Source organism: Neobacillus rhizosphaerae, assembly GCF_050477885.1.
Lineage (GTDB): Bacteria > Bacillota > Bacilli > Bacillales > Cytobacillaceae > Neobacillus > Neobacillus rhizosphaerae_A.
Map to the genome: position 1 here is coordinate 92,684 of NZ_JBCNAC010000105.1, position 23,013 is coordinate 115,696.

Annotated in this window: 27 protein-coding genes; 16 read left to right on the plus strand and 11 right to left on the minus strand. The window is 37.6% G+C overall.

All coding sequences use genetic code 11. The features are described 5' to 3' along the window. Positions 1-11 precede the first annotated feature (11 nt). The 8 genes from ABES03_RS14440 (at position 12) to ABES03_RS14475 (ending at position 7,903) form a co-directional block, all read left to right on the plus strand. Positions 12-1,142, plus strand: coding sequence for an NlpC/P60 family protein (locus tag ABES03_RS14440; protein WP_430117996.1), 1,131 nt, complete (start codon positions 12-14; stop codon positions 1,140-1,142). 109 nt (positions 1,143-1,251) lie between these two features. After that, on the plus strand, positions 1,252-1,959 hold the full coding sequence (locus ABES03_RS14445) for a M48 family metallopeptidase (RefSeq protein ID WP_430117998.1): 708 nt from the start codon (positions 1,252-1,254) through the stop codon (positions 1,957-1,959). A 190-nt stretch (positions 1,960-2,149) separates the two neighbouring features. After that, the gene (locus tag ABES03_RS14450; RefSeq protein ID WP_430118000.1) at positions 2,150-2,611 is read left to right on the plus strand and encodes an FMN-binding protein; all 462 of its coding nucleotides are present in this window, start codon (positions 2,150-2,152) and stop codon (positions 2,609-2,611) included. A 3-nt stretch (positions 2,612-2,614) separates the two neighbouring features. After that, positions 2,615-3,499, plus strand: a complete 885-nt coding sequence (locus ABES03_RS14455) for an FAD:protein FMN transferase (RefSeq protein ID WP_430118001.1) — start codon at positions 2,615-2,617, stop codon at positions 3,497-3,499. Continuing rightward, the gene (locus ABES03_RS14460) at positions 3,500-4,330 is read left to right on the plus strand and encodes an RnfABCDGE type electron transport complex subunit D (protein WP_430118002.1); all 831 of its coding nucleotides are present in this window, start codon (positions 3,500-3,502) and stop codon (positions 4,328-4,330) included. A 78-nt stretch (positions 4,331-4,408) separates the two neighbouring features. Then, entirely contained in the window at positions 4,409-5,080 is a 672-nt protein-coding gene (locus ABES03_RS14465; protein WP_430118043.1) for a response regulator transcription factor, read from the plus strand. A 6-nt stretch (positions 5,081-5,086) separates the two neighbouring features. Next, entirely contained in the window at positions 5,087-6,325 is a 1,239-nt protein-coding gene (locus tag ABES03_RS14470) for a sensor histidine kinase (RefSeq protein WP_430118004.1), read from the plus strand. 108 nt (positions 6,326-6,433) lie between these two features. Then, positions 6,434-7,903, plus strand: a complete 1,470-nt coding sequence (locus tag ABES03_RS14475; RefSeq protein WP_430118005.1) for a protein adenylyltransferase SelO — start codon at positions 6,434-6,436, stop codon at positions 7,901-7,903. Positions 7,904-7,973: 70 nt separating this feature from the next. On the opposite strand, the gene ABES03_RS14480 is transcribed toward ABES03_RS14475, so the two are convergent. Then, entirely contained in the window at positions 7,974-8,249 is a 276-nt protein-coding gene (locus ABES03_RS14480) for a CC/Se motif family (seleno)protein (protein WP_430118007.1), read from the minus strand. Positions 8,250-8,348: 99 nt separating this feature from the next. On the opposite strand from ABES03_RS14480, the gene ABES03_RS14485 reads away from it, so the two are divergent. Beyond that, positions 8,349-8,603, plus strand: a complete 255-nt coding sequence (locus tag ABES03_RS14485) for a GlsB/YeaQ/YmgE family stress response membrane protein (RefSeq protein ID WP_308080807.1) — start codon at positions 8,349-8,351, stop codon at positions 8,601-8,603. 138 nt (positions 8,604-8,741) lie between these two features. Here ABES03_RS14485 and ABES03_RS14490 read toward each other — a convergent pair whose 3' ends face one another. The 5 genes from ABES03_RS14490 to ABES03_RS14510 all read right to left on the minus strand — a co-directional run bounded on the left by ABES03_RS14490 (position 8,742) and on the right by ABES03_RS14510 (position 12,313). Beyond that, positions 8,742-9,332 carry a redoxin domain-containing protein gene (locus ABES03_RS14490; RefSeq protein WP_430118009.1) on the minus strand — a complete coding sequence of 197 codons (591 nt, stop codon included), beginning with the start codon at positions 9,330-9,332 and terminating at the stop codon, positions 8,742-8,744. A gap of 27 nt (positions 9,333-9,359) precedes the next feature. Further along, a complete protein-coding gene (locus tag ABES03_RS14495) occupies positions 9,360-9,761 on the minus strand; it encodes an OsmC family protein (RefSeq protein ID WP_430118011.1) in 402 nt (133 codons plus the stop codon). A gap of 69 nt (positions 9,762-9,830) precedes the next feature. After that, positions 9,831-10,898, minus strand: a complete 1,068-nt coding sequence (locus ABES03_RS14500; RefSeq protein ID WP_430118013.1) for a HAMP domain-containing sensor histidine kinase — start codon at positions 10,896-10,898, stop codon at positions 9,831-9,833. Beyond that, positions 10,885-11,583: a response regulator transcription factor gene (locus tag ABES03_RS14505; protein ID WP_430118014.1), complete on the minus strand. Its 699-nt coding sequence runs from the start codon at positions 11,581-11,583 to the stop codon at positions 10,885-10,887. The genes ABES03_RS14500 and ABES03_RS14505 overlap by 14 nt, the downstream gene beginning before the upstream one ends. Positions 11,584-11,599: 16 nt before the next feature. Next, entirely contained in the window at positions 11,600-12,313 is a 714-nt protein-coding gene (locus ABES03_RS14510; protein ID WP_430118016.1) for a cytochrome c biogenesis CcdA family protein, read from the minus strand. Between the two features lie 110 nt (positions 12,314-12,423). On the opposite strand from ABES03_RS14510, the gene ABES03_RS14515 reads away from it, so the two are divergent. The 5 genes from ABES03_RS14515 (at position 12,424) to ABES03_RS14535 (ending at position 15,907) form a co-directional block, all read left to right on the plus strand. After that, positions 12,424-13,020: an SAM-dependent methyltransferase gene (locus ABES03_RS14515; protein WP_430118018.1), complete on the plus strand. Its 597-nt coding sequence runs from the start codon at positions 12,424-12,426 to the stop codon at positions 13,018-13,020. 82 nt (positions 13,021-13,102) lie between these two features. After that, positions 13,103-13,471, plus strand: a complete 369-nt coding sequence (locus ABES03_RS14520) for a hypothetical protein (protein ID WP_430118020.1) — start codon at positions 13,103-13,105, stop codon at positions 13,469-13,471. Between the two features lie 174 nt (positions 13,472-13,645). After that, on the plus strand, positions 13,646-15,079 hold the full coding sequence (locus ABES03_RS14525) for a bifunctional metallophosphatase/5'-nucleotidase (protein WP_430118021.1): 1,434 nt from the start codon (positions 13,646-13,648) through the stop codon (positions 15,077-15,079). A gap of 130 nt (positions 15,080-15,209) precedes the next feature. Further along, entirely contained in the window at positions 15,210-15,593 is a 384-nt protein-coding gene (locus ABES03_RS14530; protein ID WP_430118023.1) for a DUF5655 domain-containing protein, read from the plus strand. An 83-nt stretch (positions 15,594-15,676) separates the two neighbouring features. Continuing rightward, the gene (locus ABES03_RS14535; protein ID WP_430118024.1) at positions 15,677-15,907 is read left to right on the plus strand and encodes a hypothetical protein; all 231 of its coding nucleotides are present in this window, start codon (positions 15,677-15,679) and stop codon (positions 15,905-15,907) included. Positions 15,908-15,934: 27 nt separating this feature from the next. On the opposite strand, the gene ABES03_RS14540 is transcribed toward ABES03_RS14535, so the two are convergent. Beyond that, entirely contained in the window at positions 15,935-17,179 is a 1,245-nt protein-coding gene (locus tag ABES03_RS14540) for a helix-turn-helix domain-containing protein (protein ID WP_430118025.1), read from the minus strand. Positions 17,180-17,298: 119 nt separating this feature from the next. On the opposite strand from ABES03_RS14540, the gene ABES03_RS14545 reads away from it, so the two are divergent. Then, a complete protein-coding gene (locus ABES03_RS14545; RefSeq protein WP_430118027.1) occupies positions 17,299-18,609 on the plus strand; it encodes an MFS transporter in 1,311 nt (436 codons plus the stop codon). A gap of 104 nt (positions 18,610-18,713) precedes the next feature. After that, positions 18,714-19,037: a nitrous oxide-stimulated promoter family protein gene (locus ABES03_RS14550; protein ID WP_430118028.1), complete on the plus strand. Its 324-nt coding sequence runs from the start codon at positions 18,714-18,716 to the stop codon at positions 19,035-19,037. 32 nt (positions 19,038-19,069) lie between these two features. Here the strand turns inward: ABES03_RS14550 and ABES03_RS14555 are convergent, their stop codons facing one another. The 4 genes from ABES03_RS14555 to ABES03_RS14570 all read right to left on the minus strand — a co-directional run bounded on the left by ABES03_RS14555 (position 19,070) and on the right by ABES03_RS14570 (position 22,785). Next, positions 19,070-20,554 (minus strand): peptide MFS transporter, encoded by a 1,485-nt coding sequence (locus tag ABES03_RS14555; RefSeq protein WP_430118029.1) that lies wholly within the window; start codon positions 20,552-20,554, stop codon positions 19,070-19,072. A gap of 295 nt (positions 20,555-20,849) precedes the next feature. Beyond that, positions 20,850-21,920, minus strand: a complete 1,071-nt coding sequence (locus ABES03_RS14560) for a GIY-YIG nuclease family protein (protein ID WP_430118031.1) — start codon at positions 21,918-21,920, stop codon at positions 20,850-20,852. Between the two features lie 88 nt (positions 21,921-22,008). Further along, positions 22,009-22,374, minus strand: a complete 366-nt coding sequence (locus tag ABES03_RS14565) for a DoxX family protein (RefSeq protein WP_430118033.1) — start codon at positions 22,372-22,374, stop codon at positions 22,009-22,011. Between the two features lie 108 nt (positions 22,375-22,482). Next, positions 22,483-22,785, minus strand: coding sequence for an EthD family reductase (locus ABES03_RS14570; RefSeq protein WP_430118035.1), 303 nt, complete (start codon positions 22,783-22,785; stop codon positions 22,483-22,485). Positions 22,786-23,013: the final 228 nt, after the last annotated feature.

Consider the following 23,013-nt stretch of genomic DNA (forward strand, 5'->3'; position numbering starts at 1 on the left):
GAGATAATGTAATGATAAAAAAATACTTTAAATATACAATTACAGCTGCCATTCTTGCCACTACGATTCAAGCAACACCTACTTTTGCGAGTCCTGATACATCAGTGACACAAGGCCAAATCGACAATACACAAGAACAAATTGATACATTTGAAACAAGGGTTCAACAATTAGACGACCGAATCTCCGTAGCAATGGAGAAAAGTGAAAAACTTAATGATCAAATAAAAACACAACAAGGGAAAATTGTTGAAACAGAAGCTGATATTGAAGAAGCTAAAAAGTCTTTAGATGCTCATAAAGAGGTATATTCTGAAAGACTAAAAAGCATTCAGGCCGAAGGGAAACAGTCCATTGTTACATACGCAGAACTTTTGCTTTCATCCAATAACCTTTCTGAGTTTTTTACCCGTTTTACTGCTATTTCAAACATCATGGAAAGTGATACTGCTTTACTAAACGGCTTAAATGAAAAAGAACAAGCATTAAAAGATGCAGAGGAAAAGTTACGTACTGAGTACAACCAATTAAAAAAGAGTCAGAATGAATTAGCGTCTGAACAAAAAAATATCCAGGCGAATAAAGTAGAAATTGAAAAAGAATTAGCTGTTGCGAAGACTACATTACAAAACCAACAGAATCAATTGGCTCAACAAAAGGCACAAGAAGAAGCACGCCGCCAGGCTCAATTAGCTCAGCAACGGCTTGCGCAACAAGCACAAAGGCAGTCTGTTGTAAAAAAATCAACAAAAACAACAAAATCGTTCGATTTATCTAATGAATCTACCTCTGCAACGGCTAGTAGTGTCATTGCCATTGCGGAAAGATACTTAGGCGTTCCTTACGTTTGGGGCGGAACAACACCAAGCGGATTTGATTGTTCAGGATTAACAAGTTATGTGTTCCGTCAAGTTGGCATTAATTTACCACGAGTATCTCGAGACCAGCAAAATTTTGGGAAAAGAATCTCTCCAAGTGATGTTCAGCCGGGAGATCTAGTATTTAGAGGTTCACCTGCCTACCATGTTGGCATTTATATTGGGGGCGGACAATATATTCATGCGCCACAAACGGGTGATGTGGTGAAAATTTCCACTTATAACCCAGCAAAATTCACGAGTGCTGCTAGAGTATTACCTTAAATACATGGAAAAAAATTAAGCTGTAAACTAATATAGTTTATAATATTAGTGTCTGTTCCTTCTGAGGGACAGGCACTATTTTTTTAAGTAATGTAAAAAAGGTGATGAAATGATACACACATACTTAGATAAGACGATACGTTTTGAAATTAAGTACAAGAATCGTTCCTCAATGGGTATCACGATTGATAGCTATGGGAATGTGGAAGTCCAGGCACCGAAAGGAACACCAGATGAAAAGGTAATCCAACTATTAGAGAAAAATTGGGACCCCATTCAGCAAAAATTAAAAGAAATGAAAGAGCGGCTCCAAGGACCGCAGGAAAAGGTATATGATCATGGTGAAAAATTTCTTTATTTAGGAAACACCTTTCCCATACAGATCATTCAAGACAGTACCATTACCCAAGATTACGTAAAATTTGAGGAAAATCAATTACATATATATGTGATGTACCCAGAAGATGAGAAAATAAAACATGCATTAAAACGCTTCTATTATCAACAGTGTAAAGCAATAGTTGAAAAGAGCATCTCCTCATATCAAAGTTACTTTAAAACAAAACCACGTTCTATTCGGATCACAGATAGCCAAACTACATGGGGAACTTGTGATTCAAGGCATCAGTTAACCTTTAATTGGAGGCTGGCTATGGCACCACAAAGTGTGATTGATTATGTAGTTGTTCACGAAATGTGTCATATGGTCCATTTAAATCATGACCGCTCTTTTTGGAGGTTGGTTGGAAAAATCATGCCTGATTATAAGGAAAAAGAAAACTGGTTGGCCTTATCAAACTGGAAAATGACTGTTTAGTAATGTATTTGCAAATCTTAATATGAGGGACCAATGGGACTGTCGGTACAGTTCTTTTGGTCGGATTTATAAAAGAGGAAAGGAACCACCAAACTTTGGTAGGTTCCTTTCCTTTTTCAAATAAAATTCTAAGATTACTAAGATAAACTGTTGTGGAATGATGATTGAGATGTTGTAGGAGGGATTCTATATGAAAAAAATAGATAAAAAATGGATCATCCTTTGTTCCACAGCTGTGGCAGCTGTTTACTCAGCTGGATATTTGACGACGGAAAACCAGGTGAGCATTGAACAGCCTATTCATCAAGTGGCGAAAAACATACAAACAAATAACAAAGCAACAAATGGTTTTTCGGTTAGCGATACTCAAAAAAATAAACTATATAAAGATGGTACGTTCACTGGTTCAGGAATGAATAGACGGGGTTCACTTGATGTTATGGTAACTATTCAAAACGATAAGATTACGGATGTTGAAATAAGCAATTTTGCCATGCATTATTCCGAAAGTGACATTGTGGGGCTTCCTGATGAAGTCTTGAAGAATCAGAGTGCTCAGGTGATAAATGTTTCAGGTGCAACATATAGTACGCAAGCATTTGAGGATGCCGTTCAAGATGCCCTTAATCAAGCATTAAATATAGTGGGGTAAGTTATGAGGAAAACCAAATTATTTATGGATACCATGGTTGATATACAGGTTGTAACGCAGAAGGCGGAAGAAAAAGAGGTAGAAGAGAAAATAAATCGTGCGTTTCTTGCTTTTCAAAGAGTAGAAGAAGCTTCTAGTCGATTTAGTCCTTCAAGTGAATTAATGAAAGCTTGTCAAGATGTCGGCAGACCAGTCAAAATTAGTCCGTATCTGTTCGAACCGCTATTCTTTGCCGTTCAAATAGCTCGAATGACGAATGGGTTATTTGATCCTACAGTAGGGAAGGTGATGGAGGAATACGGATTTAATCGGCATTATTTAACAGGCTCGATGATTCATAGTCCTTCTGCTGAAACAGTTACTTATCAGGATATATTATTAAGCCAATCAACAAGGACCTTAACAATAATGAAACCTTTAGTGATCGATTTAGGTGCAGTAGCAAAAGGATTTGCGATTGATGTAGCTGCTCAAGAACTAATAGATTTCGAAGGGTTTGTCATCAACGCTGGCGGTGATATATTTGCTGGTGGACTGAACGATAAGGGGAGCCCGTGGGAAATTGGAATCCAGCATCCGTATCATAGGGAGCTTCTGGTTGAAACGATTAAACTTTCCAATGAAGCGATCTGTACATCTGGAAGTTATGAACGAAAGAATCAAACGATTCCAAGTTTACATCACATCTTGAATCCAAACACGAAGTCTTCACCCAATCAATTGGTAAGCAGTAGCATTGTTGCTCCCTTTGCAATGATGGCTGATGCTTTTTCAACTGTAGTATTTCTACTAGGTGAAGATAAGGGGAAAGAGGTTATTGAAGAACTGAATCTTAAGGGTATGCTGATTACACCTGAGTTAAAGATAATCAGGGCTGGAGGAATGTAAATGAGAACCGTTAAATGGATGAAAACACCAAAAGGATATGTCACAATAAGTTTAATAACATATTTACTTATCGCATCAATTGGATACAAAACAATAATGGGGCTTCGAAATGCTCTCATTGCCGTTGTTTCAGCATTTATTATAGATTTCTTCTATGTCAAAATAACTAATCGAAAAAGTAGCAAAGATGGAGCTATTATTACTGGCTTAATTATTTCTTTGGTTTTGAGTATAACAACCCCCTGGCCGTATGTGGTAGGAACAGTTGCTATCGCCATCTTGTCTAAACATCTTTTGATATTCAAAAAGAAACCTATTTTTAACCCAGCAGCTATAGGATTATTAATATCAGTTTTAATTTTTCATACAGGTCAGAGCTGGTGGGGAGCATTTGGGGATTTACCATCATGGCTAATGATGTTCCTGCTGATTGGTGGTTATATGGTTACTGATCGAGTGAATAAATTCCCTCAAGTGTTTGCCTTTTTGGGGACCTTTTTTATGTTGCTATTTTTAATGGGATATTTTCAAGTTGGTGATGCAGTGGATGCACTTCGCCCACCTTTTATCAATGCTACTATGTTTTTTTGCCTTTTTATGCTTACCGATCCTCCTACTTCGCCTGCTAAATATAAGAATCAGATCTTGTTTGGAGTTATTTCAGCCATTTCAGGTATTGTTGTTTATGGAATGTTTGGAGGCTTAACTTACTTATTTTTCGGCATATTTATGGGGAATTTATATAATTATTGGAATAAACGTTCAGTGATGAAGGCAACTGAACTTAAGCAGCAGCGTATGAAAAATTCACAGAGAGCGCTATATAAATAAAAATCTTCATTTGTACATTAATTTGAGGCTAGAGGTTCGAGAATACTAAACTCAGTTAAGAGGAAGTTGGCGAAAAAAATGCGTGTGCTGGTCGTTGAGGATGATTTACCTTTAAGACGGATTATAACAACCATATTAGAAGAAGAACAATACGAGGTGGATCAAGCGGAAGATGGGGAGGAGGGTTATCTTATGGCCACATCCTATGAATATGATTTGGTCACACTTGATATTATGCTTCCGAAGATGGATGGTTTTACATTAATTAAAAAGTTAAAACGTGAAGGATATCAAATCCCTACTTTATTTCTGACGGCAAAAGATCGGGTTGAGGACCGAGTGAAGGGGCTAGACTTTGGAGCGGATGACTATATTGTTAAACCTTTTGCTACCGAGGAGTTTTTAGCAAGGATCAGGTCGCTGCTTCGCAGGTCAGGGAAAATAGGAATTGAAGGGAAAATCTCTTATGGTCCGATTCTCCTTGATACCAACCAACATGAAGGTTTTATAAAAGAAGAAAGTTTAAAGTTAACAATTAAGGAATATGAATTGCTCTACTATTTAATTCAAAATAAAGAACAAATTTTAACGAGAGACCAGATTTTTGAAAGAGTATGGGGAATAGAATCAGAAACAACAGATGCCATTGTGGATCTTTACATTCATTATTTGCGTAAAAAGCTAACTCCATTTGGTTATGAAAAGCTAATTCGGACTATTCGTGGTGTGGGCTATATGGTAAGGGAGTAATCAGTCATGTTTACCAAAACAAAACGCCGGCTTGTTATTACAAACTCTCTAGTTTTCTTCATTCTCCAGAATACCTTTGGAGCCATGATTTATTTATATACGTATTATAGTTTGTATCATCAAGTAGATAACAATCTTTTGGAAAAGAAAAATCATTTACTTCATGAGGAAGAAAAATTTGGTACGGAATTGAACCAAGAACGTGAGGAAAATCATCGTCTTGTCTATTTATTATGGGAGAAAGGTCAAAAACTGAATAAAGTGATTCCTACCAACACATTTACTAAACTAGACACTGAACGATTTGCTGAATTCTTAAATGCAAAAGGGCTACAATCTACTTCCATTGGGGCTAATTCTTATCGGTTAATTACGATACCTATTTCAATAAATAAAAACAATGCGCCTTTACAAAAAATTCAGGTGATCTATAACCTTAAACGCGAAAAAGAAATGCTATCCCATTTACTTATAGTGATTGGTTTCGGGTCTATATTAAGTGTTTTTATTGCTATCTTAGCAGGAATCTATTTAGCTAATAAAGCTTTAATACCTATCAAACTGTCTTGGGAAAAGCAGCAGCAATTTGTTGCAGATGCCTCACATGAATTGCGTACCCCGCTATCCGTTATGAAACTAAATCTTGAACGCTTATTTCGCCATCCAGACAATACGATTGAACAGGAAAGTGAGACCATTCATCAGGCAATACAAGAAATTAACTACTTATCCAAAATGTCTTCAGATTTACTCACATTAGCTCGATCTGATTCCAATCAGCTTCAGTTAATGCATGAAACCATTCAGTTAGATGAAATTATCCATCAAGTCACTAAAGGGTTTAATGCCCTAGCGATTTTAAAAGGGGTGCACCTAAAAGCTAATATTGCTCCTATTCAGATGATCGGAGATAAAGAGAGACTAAAACAACTGTTTGTTATTCTAATTGATAATGCCATTAAATACACAAAGGAAAACGGCTCTGTATCTATTAAAGGAAGTATTAAGAACTCACGTGCAGTAATCGAAATAGTGGATACTGGGATAGGGATATCGAGGGAAGATTTGCCTCATATTTTTAACCGATACTATCGTGGTGATAAATCACGAAACCGTCATTTAGAGGGATCAGGCTTAGGGCTCTCGATAGCAGAATGGATTGTTCAATCCCATTCAGGGAAAATTAGGGTTAAGAGCAATATAGGGGAAGGGACACATGTTTTTGTCACATTGCCTCTAAGTTAATAGTTTGGAAATGCGTAGAAAAATGCGTACACCAAGCCATTATGTGCAAGGATGGGTATAATAAAAATACAAAGGTATTAGTAAGACAGAAGAATTAAAGGAGACCAAATGACAAAAGAAATAAAAGTACCAGGATGGAACTTTGATAATAGTTATTCACGTCTGCCGGAAGCATTTTATAAAAGCACCAATCCAACCCCAGTAAACTCACCGCAGTTGGTCATTCTAAACGGATCACTAGCAAAGTCTCTGGGGCTGAACGTTGAGGCATTGCAAAGTGAGGAAGGGATTGCGATTTTTGCAGGCAATAAGATTCCCGAAGGAGCTTCCCCGCTAGCACAAGCCTATGCAGGACATCAATTTGGCCATTTTACGATGTTAGGCGATGGCAGGGCTGTACTTCTTGGTGAACAGATTACTCCCGAAAATAAACGGGTGGATATTCAGCTCAAGGGGCCTGGAAGAACGCCATTTTCTCGAGGCGGTGATGGTCGAGCTGCACTCGGACCAATGTTGCGAGAATATATCATTAGTGAAGCCATGCATGCGCTTGGTATTCCTACGACCCGAAGTCTCGCTGTTGTAACAACAGGGGAACCAGTATACCGAGAAACAGTCCTGCCAGGTGCTATTCTAACGCGTGTGGCTGCTAGTCATATTCGTGTCGGTACATTTCAATATGCGGCAAGATTTGGTACTGTGGAGGATTTACGAGCTTTAGCCGACTATACTATTAGCCGTCATTATCCTGATATTGAAGATGATGAGCATAAGTATCTTTCACTCTTAAAGGAAGTGATTAAGCGTCAGGCGGCACTTCTTGCAAAATGGCAAATGGTAGGCTTTATTCACGGGGTGATGAACACTGATAATATGGCCATTAGCGGCGAAACGATTGATTATGGTCCATGCGCTTTTATGGATGAATATAGTCCGGCTACCGTATTCAGTTCCATTGATAGGGAAGGCCGATACGCCTATGGCAATCAACCGTATATTGCTGTATGGAATCTTGCACGATTGGCTGAGTCGCTATTGGCACTTTTGAATGAAAATCAAGATGAGGCTGTGAAGCAGGCTGAAGAAGCTCTTTCAGGTTACGGTGCGTTGTTTGAAGAAAATTGGCTCACAGGAATGAGAGCGAAGCTGGGGATCTTTAACGAAGAGGAACAAGATGAGTCGCTAGTGAAAGAACTACTTCAGTTGATGGAAAAGCATCGGGCAGATTTCACGAATACTTTCCTTGCATTAACCTTTGATAGACAGAAGGATACAGCACTGTTTGTGGATCCGGAATTTGCCCAATGGAATGAGAAGTGGCAGGCGAGATTAGGCAGACAACCGAAATCCAAAGAATCTTCACATGAGTTAATGCGTAAAAGCAATCCATCAGTCATCGCACGAAATCACCGGGTAGAAGAGGCTTTAGAAGCTGCGGTGGAACAGGGGGATTTCAGTTTATTGGATAAGCTTCTTCAGGTGATATCAAATCCTTATGCTCACTCTCCTGAACAGGAAGAATACTGCACACTGCCTGCACCATCAGGTCGTCCGTATCAAACCTTTTGCGGTACTTGATTTTTCATAGAAGATTTAGAAAATGCTACTTCGTGGTATGAAGTAGCATTTTTCTCTTTCGTTATTCCATTTATTGAAGCTTAGCCGCTATGGTTTTTAAAAAGCTGATGCCCGATAATTTAAGGGTTAGTTTTTCTTTATTACATAAAATTTTTTGAACATAAATTGAAAGATCTTCAACATTTAATTCCGTAAATTGATCAGTTGTTTTGGGCTTTCCTGGAACTGCCACTACTTCCTGAACACCAGGAGCACAACAAGTTTTTGTTTCTAGAATTTTTACAGTTAGTTGATTTCCTTTTGCTTCTATCCATTTTTTTGATTCATTATCTATTTCAACATACATTCAATAATCCTCCCCAGGGACGGTATATATTTATTATACTTGTAAACCGAACACATTGTACAAGTTCCGCATATAATGTCAAAAAAAGGAGTTAATGGAATGACTATTCTATCTTTTATTCTTACTGTTATTGTTGCGATGGTAATTGGTGTTGTGGGGAGCAAATTATCACCGTTTGATATGCCGGGGGGATGGGCTGGAGCTATTGTTGCAGGTTTCGTGGGAGCATGGGTTGGTCCATATTTATTAGGGGCATGGGGTCCTATGATTCTTGGATTCTCGTTAGTTCCATCGATAATAGGGGCTATAATTGTAGTCATTGTAGCTGGTATTATTGCTAAACTGTTTGATTAACTGGTCAAGATCTATTTTGTATTATGCTAAAAGGTTGACTAAGTTTCTAAGGTATTATGTATGCTGATGAAAAAGCTCCATAGCAATAAAAAGGACTCCTGCCTATGCTGGAGTCCTTTATGAGTGAATGAAGAATAGTTATTTAATGTCCTTTGTTAAGTTCGCCATCATACTTTCATCCATAGGACCAACAATCTTTTTTGTTATGACACCAGTTGAATCAATAATGTAACTTGTCGGAATGGTAAAGGCCTGATACTGCATACCTATCGTTCCTTTCTCATCTAGAGGGATGCTAAAGGTTAGCCGATTCACTTTTGCAAAGGTTTCGACCGCATCTTTTCCATTATCCAGATTTGTTAGATTTACAGCTACTATTTCTATGCCGGTCTCTTTGTTATGCTCATAAAAATTTTGCATGTGAGGCATTTCCTCTTTACAAGGTGGACACCATGTCGCCCAAAAATTCAGGATGACCTTTTTTCCTTTATAATCTGATAGTTTTACAGATTCTCCTTCTAAAGTAGATAAGGTAAAATCAGGAGCTGAATTTCCTTCAAGGGTCTGTGAAAGGTCGGCTCCAGGAATATCCTCATTAGTAGAGGATTCTTCTGTAGCAATATCCGGAGCTTTTACATTTTTCTCACTTTGGAATGAGTTCCAAATGTTAACGACAATTATAACTACGGCCAATAGAATAATGGTCACAGATAGAAGCTTTTTATTCAAGACAACCTTCCTCCATTACCCTATTCATTAATGATTCCCATTAAGAGGCACAGAATTAATGGTAAACGTAATATCAATGGATTGTATAACAGACTGAATCATTCCACAATTTTTGATAACTAAGTCAGCTATTTTTTCTGCTAGCTGTGAGGTAAGTGGCTCTTCAGATTGAACAAAGGCAGTAAAGGAAAGCTGTTCAATTCGATTCGCGTGTTCTGGGTTTCTTACCGCAGAGACTTCCATCTCTAATTTTTGGAATGGATACTTCCTTTTTGTTAAGATATTTCGAAGAATGGTGCCGCTGCATCCCACTAAAGAGGATACAAAAAGTTCAAACGGTCGATAGCCTTTATTTTCAGAAGGTGAAATAGTAATTGGATCGAAACCTAAATTTCCTATAATGTGGTCATTTTCAATGGTATATTTCATATAAAGCACTCCTTTCAATAAAATAATGCAAGCGAATTATTAAGGAATGATTAAGAAACGCTATCCCGTTCATTTTTGGACTTGATAAAGAGGTAGCTTAACCCAAAACGTATGGATGGTACCATCTGTATGGATTCCAATCCTCCCTTTATGGGCAGAAATAATGCTTTTAGCAATGGCTAAACCAAGGCCGGCACCATCGGATTTTGTACTCCTTGATTCTTCTACCCGATAGAAACGTTCAAAGATTAGTTCCTTTTTTTCGGGATCAATGAATTGACCTGTATGTGTAAAGGAGAGGATGTAGGAGTCATTCTCTGTTCTTCCGATAATTGACAGTTTGCTTCCAATATTGTAATCAAGGATATTTTGAAGAATGTTTGTAAATACCTGCATGAGTCCATCTTTATTTCCTAAGAGACTTTCTTGCTCAATTTGAAATCTGATATCGGAAAAACGGGCTTCCAGCTTTAAATGAAAAGTAGTTAACGCTTCTGAAAGAACCTTATCAATAGCAATCGAGTCAAACTGTTTGTCTAAAAAATAATTCCCATTTGACCATGAGTGTAATTCGGTTATAAGCTCAACAATTCTTGTAATTCTTCGTGATTCTTCCAGCAAGGAACCGAATAATTCCGGGTTCCCTTCAATCACTTCGTTTTGCAGGGCTTCTAGATATCCATTAATATTCGTTAGGGGAGTCCGCAGCTCATGTGCGATATCCCGGAGCATTTCCTCTCGTTGTTCTTGAATAGAATAAAGTGTTTCTGACATGGCGTTAAAATTCTTTATGAGTTCCTCTAACTCACCGCTTGTCTTTATCTCCACTTTAGAGGGAGGGTTGCCTTCCTTAATCGCTCTTGTTGCCGCGGACAAATGCTTGATGGGCCTCACAATTTTTTTTACGGAAACGTAATGTAACAAGCCTGCAATAAGAAAGACAATAGCACTAACCTTCCAAAGAAATTCGTTTAAGTTAGTAACTAAATTCTGACCGACGATTTGTTCTGAATTGACTAAATAGCATGCGTAATTTTTTAAGGATAAACCAGCAAGAAGAATGACGAGTAAAATGACAAGACTATTTAGGAATACGAGCTTAGATAAGAGATTAGACAATTTTCTATAGAGCCACAAACTTATACCCCATTCCTCTTACGGTTTGAATATAATCCTTTGGCGTCTTTTCCTTGATTTTCCCCCTTAAATTCCTGATATGAACGTCGATGGTTCTGTCGGTGACTGCTTTTTCATTATTTTCATAAATAAAGGTAAGGATTTGATCTCTAGATAATACCTGATTTGGATGCTGCATGAAGGTATGGAGTAATTTAAATTCAAAATGAGTTAATTCAAGCTGTTCTCCATCGATCCATGCTTCTCCTTTTGCAGGTTTAATCGTAAAGCCTGTAAAGCTAAGCTTACCACAGCGGCTGGCAGTTCTTCTTAGTACAGCTTCAATTCGTACCATTAACTCGGCGGGGCTAAAGGGTTTGACTACATAATCATCTGCCCCTAAATGAAATCCTTTGATACGATCTTTTTCTGAAGCCTTTGCTGTAAGCATAATGATGGGCATCATACTTTTTAAATCCTCTCTAACCCATCTACAGATTTCCTCGCCGCTGATTCTTGGCAGCATGAGATCAAGAATTAATATACAAGGGTCCAGTTCCTCTATTTTTTCCTTCGCTTCTACCCCATTTACCGCTTCGGTTACTTCGTATCCATCTTTTTTTAAGTAGATTTTGACAAGATTCCGGATTTTTGGATCATCTTCCACAATTAAAACTGACTTTCCAATAAGGTTTTTTTGATTCAAGAGTTCTACCCCTCTTTTATTTTTGAAATAAATTATACGGTGACAGCCAAGCGCTAATTATTTGCATTTGCCCGGTTAAGACAAGGAACCCTAAGAAAACCATAATCATTCCATTAACAAAGGCCAGCTTTGCCATGTGTTTGTTAATCTTTTTCATTGTTTTAAGCGAATAGGAGATGACAATAGAAATAATGAAAAAGGGAATGGCCATTCCAAGCGAATAGGCACTTAATAAAATAATACCTTGGGTTAAAGTATCGGACGAGCTTGCCAATAATAGTATGGAGGAAAGGGCAAGTCCAACGCAAGGGGACCATCCGCTTGCAAAAGCCATTCCTAGTAAAATAGAACTGAATATGCCTTTTGATTTTATCTCTGAGTCGATTCTTTTTTCCTTCATTAAAAGTTTGAATTTTAATAGCCCAGCCATTTGCAGTCCAAAAATAATGATAAGAATCCCAGCAATCTGCATAACGATCAATCGATAGTTCATCAGTATTTTTCCAAGGAAGCTTGCTGAAGCACCAAAGGCAATAAATATTATACTAAAACCAATAATGAATCCAATGGAACGCACATATAAACGTTTTTTATCCACAATCATTTTGGAGTCTTCAATCTTTCCCCCTGTTAAATGGGTAACATAGGCTGGCAAAAGTGGAAAAACACACGGTGAGAAAAAAGATAATACTCCTGCAGCTAATGCGAAGAATATCCCGATATCATTCATTTCAATCACTCCTTTTTGGTTCATAATAAAAGTACTTTGTTAAAGTTTGATTAAGAATCTTTTTTCAATGATAAAATGGGAACTATACAAGAGTGAAAGGGGAATGAGCGATGAATCAGTGGAATAATCGATTTGCAGCAGAGCACTATGTTTATGGAACAGAACCAAATGTCTTTCTAAATGAAATGCAGAAGAGACTACAGTTATCTGGTGAGGTGCTAACCATTGCTGAAGGGGAAGGACGTAATGCTGTGTTTCTAGCTGAACAAGGAATGAATGTGACCGCGTGGGATTATGCAGAATCTGGATTGGCAAAAATAAAAAAATTGGCACATGAACGAGGGGTTGCTGTTCAAACTGAGCTGGTGGATTTAAAGGACGCAACATGGGGGAAAGATCAATGGGATGAAGTGGTTTGTATCTTTGGTCATTTTCCAGCCGAATTACGTCAGAAAACCCTGCAAGGAGTAAAAGGAGCGGTCAAGCCTGGAGGATACTTCATTACGGAAGTATATTCTCGATATCAACTTCCATATAACAGTGGTGGGCCAAAAGATGTAGGCTTTTTATATACTCCCGAGGAATTTATGCAGTCCTTTAGTGATTGGCGGATTGTTCACTTTTTCATGGGAGAAGTAGAACGTCATGAAGGTGAATTTCATAATGGCTTGTCACATGTTATTCAGTTTGTGGGGCAGAAATTGTAGAATTTTTTAGAAACATCAATAATAAATTAGAATGTCACCTATTCTGCTGTAGGTTCGTATCCTACAAGGGGGGGTGAATACAATGGCAACAAGTAATGCAATAGTGTATGTGGGTCAAATGGGGGCAGATACATTTACACAAGCATTGAATGGTGTGCTTTACACTGAGAACCAAATAGGGTTTATGGCAGACCGGATTTTATGGACGGAAGGACAAATTGGAGAAATGGCTAACCGAATTGTCTATGTAACCGAACTTTCTCAATTTAATACAATTAAAGCTATGTATATGGTTATGACAATCTCTTTTATGGGCATGGATTCTGCAATGAATAATATGTTTAAATATGCGGTAACAGTGAATCCTGTCAACTATATCCCATGGTTCAGAACAGGAACTTCCCCTGAATATCAGCATGTTCCGTATAATCCTTATATGAGTTGGTATTAAAAACCTAGTAAAAAAGCGGCGACCATTGGTTACCGCTTTTTTGCGTTAATTAATTTGGCTAAAAGTTTTGAGACATATAACTTTGGGTAGAGTTATGTATGATATTAAACAATAAAAAAATACTAACCAGAGTATGTATACAACAACATATTATATATCCCGAGGTGAGTTAGGATGGGAACTGAACTAACAATTATTCAGCAAAATGATACACATGGCTGTCTGGAAATGCATAAGGAACTCTTTTGGCAATCAAATGGCCCTTTTTTAAAAAATGCCGGTGGTTTTTCTAGAATCGGTAAGTATGTAAAAAAACTTAGAAAGCAAAAATCCAATGTGTTATTTCTTGATGGGGGTGATTTATTCCATGGTCAACTTCCACTGGTAAGCAGTAAAGGCAGCGCCATTCTTCCATTATTAAATAAAATGGAACTAGATGCGTTTGTTCCAGGTAATTGGGATTTTGCTTATGGAAAAGAGCAGTTAAGGCATCTTGCCGAAAACCTTCCTTTTCCTGTGGTTGCTTGTAATCTAATAGATGAAGAAACTGGTAAGGCGTTTCTAAAGCCATACTTTATCAGAGAGATGCAAGGAGTAAAAGTAGGAGTAATCGGCCTAACATATCCCTATGTTGATAAGACCATGCCAGATAGCTTCTCTAAAGGATTACTTTTTTCAAAAGGAACAGATGAAGTAAGCCGGATTATTGAGGTTTTAAAAGAAGAGGCTGACTTGATTATTTTAATGAGCCATATGGGGCTACCGTTAGATGTAAAACTAGCCTCATTGGTTAACGGGATTGATATCATTCTTTCCGGACATAGTCATGATCGGGTAACAAAGCCAATGGTTATTGGTCAAACAATTGTTGTTCAAGCGGGTTCCAATTCATCATTCTTAGGAAGGTTGGACGTAAATTTAGTAGGTGGGAATGTCACAGACGTAAATTATCAATTGGTCAATATTACAGAGGACTTCGAGAAAGATGAGGAGATTCAAGAATTAATTGAAATGGTTATGGAGCCCTTTGCAGATGAACGAAATACAGTTGCTGGGGAAACTCATACGTTGCTGCATAGAATGACCTTAAATGAGTCTCCAATGGATCGCCTAATTACAAATGCTTATCTACATGCATATGAATGTGATCTTTCTTTTTCACATGGCTGGCGATATGGACCACCAATGGCGGAAGGCGCGTTGTCGATGTATGACCTTTACAGTATGATTCCGACAAATCCGAAGATGTTTACATTGGAAATGGATGGACAAACTTTGTGGAACAGCCTTGAAAATAACTTGGAACAGGTTTTTTCTGCTGATCCGTTTGAGCAGAAGGGCGGATACATATTGAGGTCGTCTGGTCTTTTCATGACCTTCAAACCTTATAATCCAAAAGGACATCGAATCCAAAGCCTGCTAGTGGGGGAACGGGAAATTGACTTGGATAAAACATATAAAATTGTTGGGGGAGGAAGGCAGCTTTTTAAAGAACAAGAAAAATCAAAAATGTACGATGATAATCATGCAATTGATCTTATACGTACTTACCTGAAAGATAATGGTCCATTTCAGGCAGGGGGAGTAGAAAAAATTATTACTGTATAGATATTTAGATGAATATAGTTTTTATCCATTTTCAAATTGGTTAATTATGGAAATATGGTATAATTAAATATAGAAAGTAAATGTCATTTTATACAAGGAAGGTCAAAGGTGAAGAGAGGGGGAATAGAGGATGGAATCTGTATTTGAAAAGGATATAGAAAACTTCTTTTCTAATCAAGAACATCTCATCACATTGTTTCTGGCTGTGTATCAAATGATCCAATCGATTGCACCTGTATCATTCGATGTGAACAAATCCCAAATCTCATTCGGAACCAAACCAAAGTTTGCTTGGGTATGGCAGCACAAGCCATGGCTCAATAAGCGTCCAGAAAATGCGATTGTCCTTACTTTTTGCGTGGGTCGATATATCGAACACGACCAGATTGTTGAAGCAACTGAACCTTATCCTGGCCGCTGGATTCATCATTTGATGATTAGAGATAAGTCCGAACTTACTAGCGATGTGAATAAGTGGCTAGAAGAAGCCTATCGTTTTTCGAAAACTAGGTAAAGTTATACTACTGGAAAGTTTCAGCACAATGGATATCTGGGTATGGATTAGAGAAGGATAATGGTAAAAAAGGAGGTCTTCCTGTGTTTCTAAACTCAGATAACCGAAAGAATAAGGAAGAGAAGGATAAAATTGAACAAGTCCTTGAACATTCCATTGAGGTGGAAGAAGATTTAATGCGAACGTATTTAATTACTGCAGAACGTATTCACGATGATGAAGAACTTAAGGAACGCCTCGAGAACTTTGCTGAAGGAAATGCCAAAAGGACAAAACAGCTAATAGATGAACTAAATGAAACAAAAGAAACATAGAAAATAAACCCGCCGAATGTGACGTTTTTAGTCTTCGGTGGGTTTTGTTTTTTTGATGTTTTCTCTTATTCTGTTATACGTTTCATGGGCAAAATCCTTAAATGGTGTGGGTGGAAGCGGTTCGAAATGATCCACTGCATGTTTTGCGGCATGAAGGGCTTCATCATCATGGCCTAACTCAACTAGGCAAAGGCCCTTGTAGCAGTCCTTTACATATAATAGTGACAAATCAAAAGGATGATGCACCCAAGAGGGAACGGTCACGTTTTCAAGAAACGGTATCGCTTCTTGAAAACGTCTAAGGCTAAATAGGGCCTTTCCTTTTTCAAGAAGAAACCATACTTCATAAAAGTCCGTTGTTTTTGGATTAGATAAATAGTGGTCAATTATTTCAAGTGAAGCACAATAGTCCTTTTTTTCCGTTAGCGACATTACCTTGAACACATCATAGAAAAGGATAGATGGTGTATGATCTGCAAAGTCCCCATATTGCTTTAATTTCTTAAGATAATGCATCTTATTTTCTTCATCATGGGTCATCATCGCATGGGCCACGGCAAGTCTGTACAAATCATCAATTCGATAAAAAATCCGATGCTCTTTTGAGAATTGAATGGCTTTTTCCATCACACATCTAGCGGATTCAGAATCGCCAACCGCAAAGTAAAGAATGGCTTCATGATAATCAAGGTCAGCACGAGTAATTGGGTCAACAAATGCATGCTTGGCTTCAATTGCAGCACGTTCAGCTAAAAATATCGTTAATGATTCGGTATACTCATGTTTAACATATTTCTCCGTCGAGTACAAAATCCCAATTCCTGCTCGTTTAGCAGTCAGATTCATCACGTCATACATTTCCGCTGCACGATTACAATAGGTTTGCCAGCCATTTAGTTGTTCATGATAAAGACAGCGGCCATAAATGTCTAATAACCGGGCAGCTTCATATCCACCATTTAACTTATCCATATAAGAATTGAGCGAGCTAATAAGCTGTTTATATTTGTCGGGACATTGTTCAACTGGAGAATTGTATAATTTCTCCGCTGTTTCTAAAAGCCCTCTTAGCTCCTGTCCACTGATTTCTTCTAACAGCTCAGTTACCTCCACACCTAAGCGCTTAGCAATGTACGTCAGACTTTCCATGGATGGTTTAGCTTTGTTGTTCTCAATAAGGCTAAGCATTCCTTTGGTTAGTCCTTCTCCTGCCAGTCCTTCAAGTGTCATTTTTTTCATTTTTCGAATTTCCCGAATCCGTTTTCCTAACATGTATGAAACACACCCTATTTAGTTTGTAGTTTAATTATATTAAACTTTTTCTTGAAATGGAAGTATTTGGTGTGGTATGATTTGTTTAATTAAATTAAACTTTTTGGGGTGTGAATTGTGTGAATGATGGCTTAAGGCTAAAAAAAGCAACTTATCATCTTTGGACTTTCACGATAAGTAAACTCATTTCTTCTTTCGGTGCACAAGTATATTCCTTCGCCATTAGTTTTTATATTTTACAGGCTACCGGTTCGGCAACCAGTTTTGCAGCTAATCTAATTTGCAATATTTTACCTCGTACCCTCGCAGCCCCATTCGCTGGATACCTTGCTGACCAATACTCAAGAAAATTGATTGTTGTTTTAGCACAGGTTGCCACAAGCTTAGCAGTTGGGGGATTACTGATGGTTAGTTCCATCACCGACCTATCGTTAACGGCAATCTATATCACCTCCTGTATTTTATCCATCACTTCCATGTTTTCCGGGGTGACCTTTACTTCTTCCATATCTGGTCTTGTGGATGAAGCGAGAGTTCAAAGAGCTATGTCTTTAAACCAAATGTCCATTTCTTTTGCAGCTATTGCCAGCCCAGCAGTAGGTGGGCTTTTGTACGGTGCTGTATCGATGCAGACTTTCCTCATTATGTATATGATTGCTTCGTGTCTTGCCGTTGTACTTGAATCGACAATGGATTTTAAGCTATTCGCCAACCGAAAGAAAAAGGAAATCGCGGGGCAGAAGGAATCCATGTGGGTGAGTATTAAGGCGGGAATTAGCTATTTAAGACTGCAGCCAATCTTGGTAACGATTGTTTGGATTTCTTTATTGATAAACTTCCTTTTTGGAGCATTTGAGGTTGGCTATTCGTTCATTCTTATTGAAAAAATGAAAATGGTTTCCCAGCGTTTTGGATTTACCCAAGGAGCATTTGCCGTTGGTATGCTGCTTCTATCCATTTATTTTTCTATTAGAAAAGAAGTAAGGTATCCGTTGCTTGTTTCAAAGTGGGCCATTGTTGGTATGGGGTGTGTGATGGCGGCCGTTTCCTTTCCATTATTAGTGGGACTTACGTCCACTTCAGTTTTTGTTTTTTACTTAGTAATCATGTTCGGGCTTGGAGCATTAATCATTATCGTCAATACACCGTTGCAGGTAATGCTGCAGAAAAAAATTGAGGATGATTTTAAGGGACGTGTATTTTCTCTGCTTGAAACGATGGCAATGGCATTAATGCCATTAGGAATGGTATTGTACGGGTTTCTCTATGATGTATTTCCAGCACCTTGGATTCTTCTTATATCAGCCTCTTTATTCGTTGGTGTGGTTTTGGTTCTAGCAAGACCTTCTGTTATTAGGAAGGCACATCCTGAGATAGCTGAAACCAACGATGAAAAGGGGAGGAAAGTTCCAACGACTGTCAGGATGTAATTGTACGGAATTTGTAATGATTCTTCCGTCAGTTTAAAGAATCATATGTTATGGTGAAAGTAAGAAATTTGTTTTAGTAAATCTGAAAAGGGAGGTTTACTATCATGAGGGCAAGATTAATCGAGCCGAATAATGGTCCAGTTATTTCAAAGGAAAAAGAGATTGTTAAGGAGATGATTGAGCTTTATTGTAGAAAAAAGCATCATCGGGAAGTTTTATGTAAGGACTGCCAGGATCTAAAAAACTATGCCATGCTAAGACTCTCATTCTGCCGCTTTGGTGAAGATAAAACGGCCTGCTCTAACTGTAAAATACACTGCTATAAGTTAAGATACCGCGAAAAGATGAAAGCAGTCATGCGGTACTCTGGCAAGTGGATGATGCTGTACCATCCTATATATTCTGTAAAGCATCTATTGAATAAATAAAAAAGCGGCTGAGTGATCAGCCGCTTTTATTATTACTTTACGCCTTTCATGTATCCCTGAATTTTTGGAGATAACACTAAAAGGATGATACCAAGTAGGATAGATGCTCCACCGATGATTCCGAAGTAAGCCATTTCAGTATCTTCAGAGTAGAATTTAACCACTTGTGCATTGAGTGCTTGTGCAGCTGCACTAGATAAGAACCATAAGCTCATTGTTTGTGCAGAGAAAGCAGCAGGAGCTAGTTTCGTTGTAGCAGATAGTCCTACTGGTGAAAGCAATAATTCACCGATTACACAGATTAAATAACTAAGAACAAGCCATAATGGGTTAACTAAAGAATCTGTGCCTCCAAGATAAGATGGCAATAGAATCACTAGGAACGAAACCCCAGAGAAAAGTAATGATAATGAGAACTTTTGCGGAATTGTTGGCTGACGGTCTCCCATTTTAACCCAAATCCAAGCAAATAATGGTGCTAAAGTAATAATAAATAATGGGTTTAATGATTGGAACCAAGCTGGTTTAATATCAATTCCTGCAAAATGTAATTGTGTGCGAGTATCTGCGTAGCTTGCAAGCATCGTAGAACCTTGCTCTTGAATTGCCCAGAACATAACAGATGCAATGAATAATGGGATGTATGCAATAACACGTGAACGTTCTACTGCAGTTGTTTTCGGGCTGCGATACATAACAATGAAATACATGGTTGGAATTAACACACCAAGAATAGTAACTAAATTGATAAATCCTGCAAATGTTAGGATGCCTTTAGGAATTAAAATAGCAAAGATAACTGCAAGAACAACGACACCTAAACCGATATAAGTAAAGACTTTTTTCTTTTCAGCTGGTGACAATGGATTTGAAACCATTGTTCCAGCAAGGCCAAGATTTTTTTTCTTAGTAACAGTAAACATGATAAGTCCTAAGAACATACCAACTGCAGCAATACTGAAACCTACGTGGAAGTTGCCAACAGAACCAACGATTAACGGAGATAAGAATGCCCCCATGTTGATTCCCATGTAGAAAATGGTGAAACCAGCGTCACGACGTTGGTCTTTTTCACTGTACAATTCACCAACAACAGTTGAAACGTTTGGCTTCAATAGTCCTGTACCAAGTACGATTAATACCATTGATACAAAGAACATAGAGATATTACCAGGAATCGCTAGGGCGATATGACCAAACATGATCAATATTCCACCGTAAAATACTGCTTTTGAAGTACCAAATACACGGTCAGCTAGCCATCCACCAATAACACCTGACATGTAAACTAGTGATCCATAAATGGACATGATGGAAAGTGCGAGCGTTTTATCAATGCCCAATCCACCTTTTGAAACTGAGTAGTACATATAGAAAACGAGGATTGCTCTCATTCCATAGTAAGAAAAACGTTCCCAGAACTCCGTGAAGAAAAGGGTGAATAGACCTTTAGGATGTCCAACGAATCCTGTCTGAGGTACACTATCCACAATTTTCTGCCTATTTAAGTTTGACATGTTTCTACCTCCTTTATTATTATTTTATAATACTTTTTAGGGTTTTGAATTGTCAAAAACTTTTTTTGGAAATTAGATTGTATACGTTTTAAAAAGCTTGATAATACTGAATTACAGCAATTTTCGAGAATAAAAGAAAGTTTTTTTAAAATAGTATATAAATTTTGATTAGATTCATTTTTCTAACTAATATTTTCATAGTATTGTACAAATTAGGAGGAAGTTGGTAATTTATAAGGCTGAATAACAGAAAAAGTCCCCGGTTTAACAACCGAGGATATTAGATGAAAACTATTCAATTTAGTAGTGTATTTATAATAGAAGAATCTATATTCATTTGGTGTTCGAATTCTAACCATTTTTCGTCAATAACCACATATTTGCACGAACTGCTGTTTAGATAGCTATAAATAATTTGTGCTTCATCGATTTCGTTGTTGCTAACTTCAATGGATGAATGATTGCTAAAACTCTTAAAATGCTTTAATATATTCGCTTTAATTTTCTCGACCAACTGCTCTGAATTTTCTTCCTTTGTTTTATATTTTTTACTAAAGAGAACTTGATTCCCTTTGATTAGGAAAAGTTTCAAGGTGGCATCTTCAATATATTCGATAAGAGCGATATTTTTATTCGCTTCTGTAAATTCAATCACCTTTTCTTTATAGATGAGTGATTGAATCGCATCCAGTGTATCTCGGTATTTAGCTGCTGCTTCAAAATCAAAGTTGTTTGATGCATCTATCATTTTTTGTTTCAATCTTTGAAGGATTTCGGTATCGGTCCCTTGGAGAAAATCCATCATTTTTTTCAACCGTTCATTGTACTGTTTACGTGAATCTTCATTAAAACAAATGCCGATACATAAACCTAAGGAGTAGTTCAAACAAGGCGTGCCCTTGTTTGGATTACCACAGTCTAATTTTAGAAATTCTTTCATCCCTTGGAGTGCATTTTCAACTATATGTTTACTTGGATAAGGACCGTAATAAAGGCTGCCATCCTTTTCAATAGTGTTTGATAAATCAATAGTCCAATGGGTGTTTCTTTGGTGGAACCGAATATAGGTATAGGAAGTGGGATTTTTCATTTTTTTATTAAAAATGGGCTTGATTTCTTTAATCAGCTTACATTCCAACATAAATGCTTCGAATTCGGTATCGGTCAGTAACAAGTGAAAATCTTTAATGTTTGCCTTCAATTTCCTTATTTTCTGAGAATGTGCCTTAGTGTTTTGAAAGTATGATCGTACTCGATTTTTAAGATTTTTTGCTTTCCCCACATAAATGATCCTGTCAGAGGAATCCTTCATTAGATAAACCCCAGGGGAAGAGGGGAGTTGTTTTACTTTATCTAATAGTTTCATTGGATGCAGGCCTCTTTCAAAACTTTTCTTTCATTTTACCATAACAACTTGATTGTAGAGCGGCCTGGTCGGTTCAAATTACAGTCATTTAATGTGGATATCGTTTATAGAGAATTATCAGCAGGACAAGCATCACAATATCTAACCGAGCATGAAATGCAAATGTTAAAAAGCCAGTGTGCAAGAGTGGAAATTTAGTTAATAGAAGTGCAGCAATCATGATTGCTAGTAAGGGGATTACAGCATGGTTTACCGCCTTATTTACCAATAGTAATACCCCGCACCCAATCTCAAGTAGGATGACGATTTTTAAAAGGATGTGGGAATATGGTAAACCTAAATGGAGAAACCCATTGGCTAGTTCAGTGTTAACTAATTTCATAACTCCTGAGATTATAAAAACATATGCAACAGAATAGCGGATTAGCTTCATCGTTGATAAAGAAGTGTACATGTCCAACCTCCTTTACTAAAACTGTATGACTAAAGGAGGACAAACATCACAAAAAGAATCAGATAGGACACGAAAAAAAGTCCCTTTGAGGGACCTTTTTGTGGCAGATTAATCAACTATTGAAATTACCGGTGGCTTATCCAAGAATTTCATCAGATTTAATACGTCTCTTTGAACTTCCTTCCCTTCAAGGGATGATAATGATTGACTCAATTCAGCGGGATTATCAAAATGAAGCTCTGCAAAGAGATATAAAGGTTCAATCGAATTTTGAGTTTGCAAGACACGATGAATTTCAGCCCCTTTAAGATGAGGAAGTTTTTGCACTAACGGAATATGTACATTGTAATAATATTGTTCAAATCCCTCCTGATCCTTAGGTCGATTATAAATAACGTAAAGTTTGGCCATAAACCTGCCCCTTTCCTGTTTTTGTACTGTGGGGATTTTTTCTTAACTCTATTATAAAAGGTGAAAAGAGCTATTATTATCAAAACAAGTCGACAACTTTTTTGGTGAACATTCCCTAGTGTACGTACGTGCCTAAATTGGTTGACGGGAAGGACAAAGGGTAACCTAGAAGCGGTCTAAGTGCCCGAAGAGGGTCATGAAAAGGGAAACAGGTAACGTAGAAGGAGT

Bases quoted from the DNA above. Each gene is read 5' to 3' on its own strand.
- ABES03_RS14515 (WP_430118018.1), top strand. From the start codon at position 12,424: ATGAATCAGTGGAATAATCGATTTGCAGCAGAGCACTATGTTTATGGA.
- ABES03_RS14455 (WP_430118001.1), top strand. From the start codon at position 2,615: ATGAGGAAAACCAAATTATTTATGGATACCATGGTTGATATACAGGTT.
- ABES03_RS14480 (WP_430118007.1), bottom strand. From the start codon at position 8,249: ATGTATGTTGAAATAGATAATGAATCAAAAAAATGGATAGAAGCAAAA.
- ABES03_RS14530 (WP_430118023.1), top strand. From the start codon at position 15,210: ATGGAATCTGTATTTGAAAAGGATATAGAAAACTTCTTTTCTAATCAA.
- ABES03_RS14550 (WP_430118028.1), top strand. From the start codon at position 18,714: ATGAGGGCAAGATTAATCGAGCCGAATAATGGTCCAGTTATTTCAAAG.
- ABES03_RS14460 (WP_430118002.1), top strand. From the start codon at position 3,500: ATGAGAACCGTTAAATGGATGAAAACACCAAAAGGATATGTCACAATA.
- ABES03_RS14450 (WP_430118000.1), top strand. From the start codon at position 2,150: ATGAAAAAAATAGATAAAAAATGGATCATCCTTTGTTCCACAGCTGTG.
- ABES03_RS14565 (WP_430118033.1), bottom strand. From the start codon at position 22,374: ATGTACACTTCTTTATCAACGATGAAGCTAATCCGCTATTCTGTTGCA.
- ABES03_RS14495 (WP_430118011.1), bottom strand. From the start codon at position 9,761: ATGAAATATACCATTGAAAATGACCACATTATAGGAAATTTAGGTTTC.
- ABES03_RS14570 (WP_430118035.1), bottom strand. From the start codon at position 22,785: ATGGCCAAACTTTACGTTATTTATAATCGACCTAAGGATCAGGAGGGA.
- ABES03_RS14510 (WP_430118016.1), bottom strand. From the start codon at position 12,313: ATGAATGATATCGGGATATTCTTCGCATTAGCTGCAGGAGTATTATCT.
- ABES03_RS14440 (WP_430117996.1), top strand. From the start codon at position 12: ATGATAAAAAAATACTTTAAATATACAATTACAGCTGCCATTCTTGCC.
- ABES03_RS14555 (WP_430118029.1), bottom strand. From the start codon at position 20,554: ATGTCAAACTTAAATAGGCAGAAAATTGTGGATAGTGTACCTCAGACA.
- ABES03_RS14475 (WP_430118005.1), top strand. From the start codon at position 6,434: ATGACAAAAGAAATAAAAGTACCAGGATGGAACTTTGATAATAGTTAT.
- ABES03_RS14525 (WP_430118021.1), top strand. From the start codon at position 13,646: ATGGGAACTGAACTAACAATTATTCAGCAAAATGATACACATGGCTGT.
- ABES03_RS14520 (WP_430118020.1), top strand. From the start codon at position 13,103: ATGGCAACAAGTAATGCAATAGTGTATGTGGGTCAAATGGGGGCAGAT.
- ABES03_RS14470 (WP_430118004.1), top strand. From the start codon at position 5,087: ATGTTTACCAAAACAAAACGCCGGCTTGTTATTACAAACTCTCTAGTT.
- ABES03_RS14540 (WP_430118025.1), bottom strand. From the start codon at position 17,179: ATGTTAGGAAAACGGATTCGGGAAATTCGAAAAATGAAAAAAATGACA.
- ABES03_RS14445 (WP_430117998.1), top strand. From the start codon at position 1,252: ATGATACACACATACTTAGATAAGACGATACGTTTTGAAATTAAGTAC.
- ABES03_RS14485 (WP_308080807.1), top strand. From the start codon at position 8,349: ATGACTATTCTATCTTTTATTCTTACTGTTATTGTTGCGATGGTAATT.
- ABES03_RS14465 (WP_430118043.1), top strand. From the start codon at position 4,409: ATGCGTGTGCTGGTCGTTGAGGATGATTTACCTTTAAGACGGATTATA.
- ABES03_RS14560 (WP_430118031.1), bottom strand. From the start codon at position 21,920: ATGAAACTATTAGATAAAGTAAAACAACTCCCCTCTTCCCCTGGGGTT.